The sequence below is a fragment of the Umbribacter vaginalis genome (assembly GCA_001552935.1).
Lineage (GTDB): Bacteria > Actinomycetota > Coriobacteriia > Coriobacteriales > Eggerthellaceae > Berryella > Berryella vaginalis.
The window spans coordinates 1-6,207 of sequence record KQ959683.1 but is presented as its reverse complement, the minus strand read 5'-3'; the positions used below and the strand labels follow the sequence as shown (position 1 = coordinate 6,207).

Below are 6,207 nucleotides of genomic sequence, written 5' to 3'. Positions count from 1 at the left end.
GTCATATGCCGGAACTTATTAGCCGCGGTTATATTTATATTGCGCAACCCCCTATTTACGGTATTAAAAAGAAAAACTCCCGCTCCACGAAAATTGATCGATATATTTATGACGAAAAGGCACTTTCATCAACGTTGGCAGAATACGATGACCCTGATAAATGGTCAGTTCAGCGCTACAAAGGTTTAGGAGAAATGGATCCTGAACAGTTATGGGAAACCACCATGGAACCTGCAACGCGAACATTGTTGCAAGTAAATATTGATGATGCTGCTGAAGCGGAACGTGCTGTTCGCGATTTGATGGGTGACAAAGTTGAAGCGCGCCGCGAATTTATACAAGAGCACGCTCGTGATGTTCGATTCCTCGACATTTAAGGAGATAGTTTATGTCAGATGATAAACATACACCCTTTGGTGATGATAATAACGAAAACGAGGCGAATCGTTCAGAGCACGCAGAGCGCTCAGAAAACTCAGAACACTTGCCTGATGAGCTGAAAGCCTTAAACGGTAGGATTGAGTGCGGCGGCGTGGACGGCGAAAACAATTCAAGTCAAGGTACCAACGGCGAAAATGTGTCGCAAGATTCAGATAAAAAGCCGTTTCATCAGGTTATTTCTGACGCTGGTGAACAGCATAATATTGATGATGACCTTATTTTACCTGTTGCGCATGGCGATATCGTTGAAGGAGCAAATGGCGGAGAAGGTACGACAGTACGCAGTGCATTTTTAGGGAAAGAAATGCAAACTTCTTTCCTTGAATATTCAATGAGCGTTATTGTTTCTCGTGCGCTTCCTGATGTTCGAGATGGGTTAAAGCCAGTTCATAGGCGTATTTTATACGCGATGAATGAAGCTGGTTATACTCCTTCACGCCCTCATATGAAATCGGCTCGTACTGTTGGTGATGTTATTGGTAAATATCACCCTCATGGTGACTCAGCAGTGTATGAAACGATGGTGCGTTTAGCTCAGCCATTTTCAATGCGCGTTCCTCTTGTTGATGGACACGGCAACTTCGGTTCTATTGATGGCGATTCTGCAGCTGCCATGCGTTACACCGAAGCTCGCCTTGATAAAGCTTCTATGGAGCTCTTGCGCGACCTTGATAAAGAAACTGTTAACTTTCAACCTAACTATGACGAATCACTCGAAGAACCTGTTGTGTTACCTGCGCGTTTTCCGAATTTATTAGTGAATGGATCGGCAGGTATTGCGGTAGGTATGGCCACCAACATTCCTCCGCATAATTTAGGTGAAACCATCGATGCAACCTGTCTTATGATAGACAACCCACAGGTTTCGCTTGATGAATTGATGAGTGTTTTACCTGGTCCAGACTTTCCTACTGGTGCGCTTATTATGGGCACTAAAGGAATTCGCGATGCGTACGAAACAGGTCGTGGTTCGTTATCTCTGCGAGCAAAATGCGAGATTAAAGAAGTTAAAAACAATCGCTATCAATTGGTGATTAAAGAAATTCCTTATCAGGTAAACCGTCAGCGCTTGCTTGAGAAATTGGGCGAGCTTGTACGCGACAAGAAGCTTACTGAAATAAGTAATATTCATGATGGCGCGGATAGAAGCGGTATTGATATTATTATCGACCTAAAACAAGGCGTTATTCCAGAAGTTGTTCTCAATAAGCTCTATAAGCACACTCAGCTTCAAATTGGTTTTGGAGTTATTATGTTAGCGCTGGTAGATGGTGTGCCACGCGTGTTATCGCTTAAAGAAGTACTTGGATGCTATATTAAACATCAAGAAGAAGTTATCGTAAGACGCACACAGTTCGAGCTTAATAAAGCTGAAGAGCGTGCTCATATCTTAAAAGGCTACCTTATTGCGCTTGATAATATTGACGAAGTAATTTCGATAATTCGTTCATCACAAACCGATGAACAGGCAAAACAACGCTTATCTGAACGCTTTAAGCTCTCCGATAAGCAATCTGAAGCTATTCTGCAAATGCGTCTGCGTCGTTTAACAGGCCTCGAGCGCGAAAAGATTGAAACAGAGTTGGCAGAGTTGCTAAAACAAATTGAATACTATAACCGCGTTTTGGCTGATAATAATCTTGTACGCCAAATTATTAAAACTGAGCTTCAAGATATTAAAGCTCGTTTTGGAACACCACGCCGTACGCACATTATGGGCGCAGCGAAAGATATCAACGTCGAAGACCTTATTGCAGATGAAGATATGGTTGTTACCGTTACTAAAGCAGGATATGTGAAGCGTCTTCCCGTTGAAACGTATCGATCGCAAAAACGTGGTGGCAAAGGCACCCAAGCAGTGAATCTGAAAGATAACGACTATGTAGAGCACTTGTTCATTGCATCAACGCATTCATACATGTTGTTCTTCTCTACTAAAGGCAAGGTATATCGCACGAAGGTATATGAGCTACCCGAAGCCTCTCGTCAAGCGCGCGGCAATGCAATTGTTAATTTATTGCCGCTTGAAAAAGACGAAGCAATTGCTGCGGTTATAGCTACAAAAGATTTTCCTGAAAATGAATACTTGATGTTTGCAACATCACAAGGAATGATTAAGAAAACATCGATGTCATTGTATGACCGCACCCGTAAAGACGGACTTATTGCTATCAACCTAAAAGATGATGATACATTGATTGCAGTGAAACGTGTTTCACCAGGTGATAAAGTTATGATTGCCACTAGTGCTGGTAAGGTTATTAAGTGGGACGAATCGGAAGCGCGTCCTTTGGGTCGCGGCACGATGGGCGTCAAGGGGATTACGCTTTCGGCTGGTGCTCATGCGCTGTGTTTGGAAATTGCTCACGAAGGCGCTTCCCTTCTTGTAATTACTGAGCATGGATATGGAAAGCGTACGCGTGTTGAAGAATATCCTGAGCAGCACCGAGGTGGACAAGGCGTGTTCACTATCAATATGACAGCGAAAAAAGGCCTGTTAGTAGACTGCAAAATTGTTGACGATGACGATGAAATTATGATTATGTCTGAAGAAGGCGTTGTAGTTCGTACGCAGGTATCTGGGATTACCGAACAAGGTCGCTCAACACAAGGTTTAAAGATTATGAATGTTGCGTCAAGCGATAAGGTGTCGGTGGTTGCACTTACGAATAAGCGCCAGGATGTTGACGATGTAGAAGTTAGTTCTGACCAGGAAAAACATGAGGGAGCGGGCGCTGACGCTTCAAGCGAGGCAGACGCACCAACCGCATCGGCAATAGACGATGCGGACAGCTTGGCCGAGACAGAATCGGCATCAAACGACGACGATTTGTTTGAGTAGAAAGCGCATTGGGTTGGCGGCATCGGTGGTGTTGCCAACCCTTGTTTTATGAAATGGGCACACGCCACGCACCTGTGCCTTTACCACCACTAATCGCTAAAATCTTCGGGAGACGTTTTATCAAGCCACGTCGAAAACTCTTGCAGCGCTGCATCCATAGTTTCGTGTGGCAGCGCGCAGGAAAAACCTGCACTGTTCACCAGCGCTTCCTCAATAAAAAGCGGCGCACCCTGTTGCACTGCTAGCGCAATGGCATCGCTTGGCCGCGCTTCAAATTCTTGTATCTTGTTGTTATGCTTTACTACAAGTTTGGTGTAAAAAATACACCCCAGAAGTTTATAGATATGGACATATTGTATGGCAACTTCACAAGTGCTACAAATATTATAGAACAGCTGGTGAGATGTTGGGCGTGTTAATTGTGCATCTTTAAGAATTAAACTTAACAAACTTGCTTCATTCAAGTTGATATAAACAGGAATTAAAACGGGGCTGACCTGCTGGTTTTCTGGAACAGTTTGCAGTACAAGTACCGACGGTCGAGGAGCGCTTGCTGCTATAAGCGTAAGTACATTGACAGGAATCATTGCCCGCCTTTCTCTTAAAATCAAAAAATAGTATAATCCATTCTTGACGAAATCGTCCCATTTGATATATAGTGTCATAGCACTTTTTGTGGGCCCGTAGCTCAGTTGGTTAGAGCGCACGCCTGATAAGCGTGAGGTCGCTGGTTCAAGTCCATTCGGGCCCACCACTACTGTTGCGATAAACGTTCCGCCGAGAGCCGAGTTTGCCGGTGGAACGTTTATTAACACGGGGAATTAGCTCAGCTGGGAGAGCGCGGGCTTTGCAAGCCTGAGGTCAGGGGTTCGATCCCCCTATTCTCCACCATCGATTGTAACGGGGCCGGTTTTTACCGGCCCTTTTTGCGCTTTGATACACGTTATCGGCATAGTTACTGTTACTGTTTGTGTTTGGTGCTGGTGCTATATTGAACAGATGTTTGTGAGTTTATAAGGAGAACATATGACACGTGACGAGGCTTTACATATACTTGGCCTCAATGAGCAAGCATCAATCCAAGACATTAAAAGTGCCTATCGTGAAATGGCTCAAATTTTACACCCTGATAAATATACGCATAATAAACGTCTCCAACGCCGTGCGGAAGAGCAGTTCAAAAACGTGCAAGATGCGTTCCGCTACCTACTGAAACGCCCAGCTCCTACCGATACTGCCGATCCTGAGTCGGCGTTTTCGCCAGCATCATCTGTAACACAAGGCCAGGCAACGCTTGCCGGTACGCTTGCTGGTGTCATTGCTGCACGCGTGCAGCTTATCGAACAGCGCTCCCAACTCTATGAACAGCGAACATTTGCTATTATATGCTTGATTGTGGGCGTGCTTGTCGCTCTCGCAGCGCGTCGTTATCCAATATTGGGCATTGTTTCGGTTGCTGCTATCGGAGCTGGTGTTGTGCAATTTATTACATCGCTCCAGTCACTGATTTTTATTAAAGAGCGTATCGAAGTTCTTGGCAAACAAAAACAAGACTTAGAAGAGCAACTAAAACAGTAATATTACCGTCAGATCGATATATGATTTAAATTATCAACTGTAAACAACATGACAACTGATTATGATAGTAAAAGAGAAAGGATTCTTGTGAAACAAGAAAACATCCGTAATGTGGCAATTATTGCACACGTTGACCATGGTAAAACAACACTTGTTGATCGTTTACTGTACGCGGTAGGAACGTTTCGCGCAAATCAGCAGGTAGAAGATAGGGTTCTTGACAGCAACGACCAGGAACGTGAACGCGGCATTACCATTCTTTCAAAAAATATTGCTATCAATTATGGTGATGTGAAGATAAATGTTATTGATACGCCAGGCCATGCTGATTTTGGCGGCGAAGTTGAGCGCGTGCTCAACATGGCTGATGGGGCGCTGCTTATTGTTGATGCTTTTGAAGGTCCCATGCCGCAAACACGCTTTGTCCTTAAACATGCCCTTGCGCTGGGATTGCGTATCGTTGTTGTTATTAATAAAATCGACCGCCCGGGAGCGCGTCCTCACGAAGTAGTTGACGAAGTGTTCGATCTGATGGTTGAGCTAGACGCCACCGATGAGCAGCTTGATTTTCCTGTCGTGTTTGCTTCAGCGGTAAATGGGTATGCGCGTTATGCTCCCGAAGATGACACGATGGATATGACGCCACTGTTGGACACTATTATCAAGAAAGTACCAGCTCCTGATTGTGAACCAAATGGTCCTGTTGCTATGCAAATTTGTACCGTTGACCACTCAAGTTTCGTAGGGCGCATTGGTGTTGGTCGCTTGTCATCAGGCACAATGCATAAAGGGGAACAGGCACTTGTTATCAAAAACGACGGTACGCGCTATAACACCGTCATCAAGCAGGTATTTACGTTTCATGAATTGGGAAAAACTGAAGTTGATCAGGCACTTGCCGGTGACATTATCGCTGTTGTGGGTGTTGAAGATGCCGATATTGGAGATATGGTCACATCACGCGAGCATCCCATTCGCCTTGACCCTATTGAAGTTGAGCAACCTACCATGGCTGTTGTGTTTGAGCCATCTACCAGCCCCCTTGTTGGACGTGAAGGAGATATTGTTGGTGGTCGCCAGCTAAAAGAGCGCCTGTTAAAAGAAGCTGAAAGTAATATTTCTATGCGCATTCAAGAAGTGCCCGATTCAACAGGTATGGAAGTAGCAGGTCGTGGCGTGTTACATTTATCAGTGCTGATGGAAACGATGCGTCGTGAAGGTTTTGAGTTTCAGGTGGGACGTCCCCGTGTGATTATCAAAACCGATGATCAGGGACATAAACTTGAACCTATTGAGGAAGCAACTGTTGATGTTCCAAGTGAATATGCAGGTAAGGTTATTGAGGT

4 protein-coding genes, 2 tRNA genes and 1 pseudogene are annotated in these 6,207 nt (G+C 44.7%); 6 read left to right on the top strand and 1 reads right to left on the bottom strand.

Annotated features, from left to right (window positions below; translation table 11 throughout):
- A pseudogene (locus HMPREF3190_RS03195) lies at positions 1 to 377 on the top strand (DNA gyrase subunit B); the annotation flags it as partial.
- Between the two features lie 11 nt (positions 378 to 388).
- Positions 389 to 3,283 (top strand): DNA gyrase subunit A, encoded by a 2,895-nt coding sequence (gene gyrA / locus HMPREF3190_RS03190; RefSeq protein ID WP_066780325.1) that lies wholly within the window; start codon positions 389 to 391, stop codon positions 3,281 to 3,283.
- 89 nt (positions 3,284 to 3,372) lie between these two features.
- Here the strand turns inward: gyrA and HMPREF3190_RS03185 are convergent, their stop codons facing one another.
- On the bottom strand, positions 3,373 to 3,870 hold the full coding sequence (locus HMPREF3190_RS03185) for a bifunctional nuclease family protein (protein ID WP_066780324.1): 498 nt from the start codon (positions 3,868 to 3,870) through the stop codon (positions 3,373 to 3,375).
- Positions 3,871 to 3,960: 90 nt separating this feature from the next.
- Here HMPREF3190_RS03185 and HMPREF3190_RS03180 point away from each other — a divergent pair.
- The 4 genes from HMPREF3190_RS03180 to HMPREF3190_RS03165 form a co-directional block, all read left to right on the top strand.
- Positions 3,961 to 4,037, top strand: a tRNA-Ile gene (locus tag HMPREF3190_RS03180).
- 61 nt (positions 4,038 to 4,098) lie between these two features.
- Positions 4,099 to 4,174 (top strand) — tRNA-Ala (locus HMPREF3190_RS03175).
- 135 nt (positions 4,175 to 4,309) lie between these two features.
- Positions 4,310 to 4,861, top strand: coding sequence for a J domain-containing protein (locus HMPREF3190_RS03170; RefSeq protein WP_066780323.1), 552 nt, complete (start codon positions 4,310 to 4,312; stop codon positions 4,859 to 4,861).
- A gap of 87 nt (positions 4,862 to 4,948) precedes the next feature.
- A partial coding sequence (locus tag HMPREF3190_RS03165; protein ID WP_066780321.1) for a GTP-binding protein occupies positions 4,949 to 6,207 on the top strand: 1,259 nt, incomplete at its 3' end.